We start from the raw sequence: 256 nt of genomic DNA on the forward strand, positions 1-256 counted from the left end.
ATGCTCTATGGTCGTCAAGAAATTCTGTTGCCAGAATGTCTTTTGAACACTCTTGGCTAATTCGGATATGTGAATTTGTGGTCGTGCGAACTTTCGGTTCGTATCATCTTCACCACCGCAATCTGCGTCAGCAAATTGCTTGGGTGTTATATGGTCAAGCCTCACGGGCAATTAGTATTGGTTAGCTCAACGCCTCACAGCGCTTACACACCCAACCTATCAACGTCGTAGTCTTCGACGGCCCTTCAGGGAACTC

General features: G+C 47.3%; 1 rRNA gene. It reads right to left on the reverse strand.

What is annotated here, in order from left to right:
• Positions 1-150: 150 nt before the first annotated feature.
• Positions 151-256, reverse strand: a 23S ribosomal RNA gene (locus L6D64_RS28230); the annotation flags it as partial.

Source organism: Pseudomonas urethralis (genome assembly GCF_021602465.1).
Lineage (GTDB): Bacteria > Pseudomonadota > Gammaproteobacteria > Pseudomonadales > Pseudomonadaceae > Aquipseudomonas > Aquipseudomonas vlassakiae.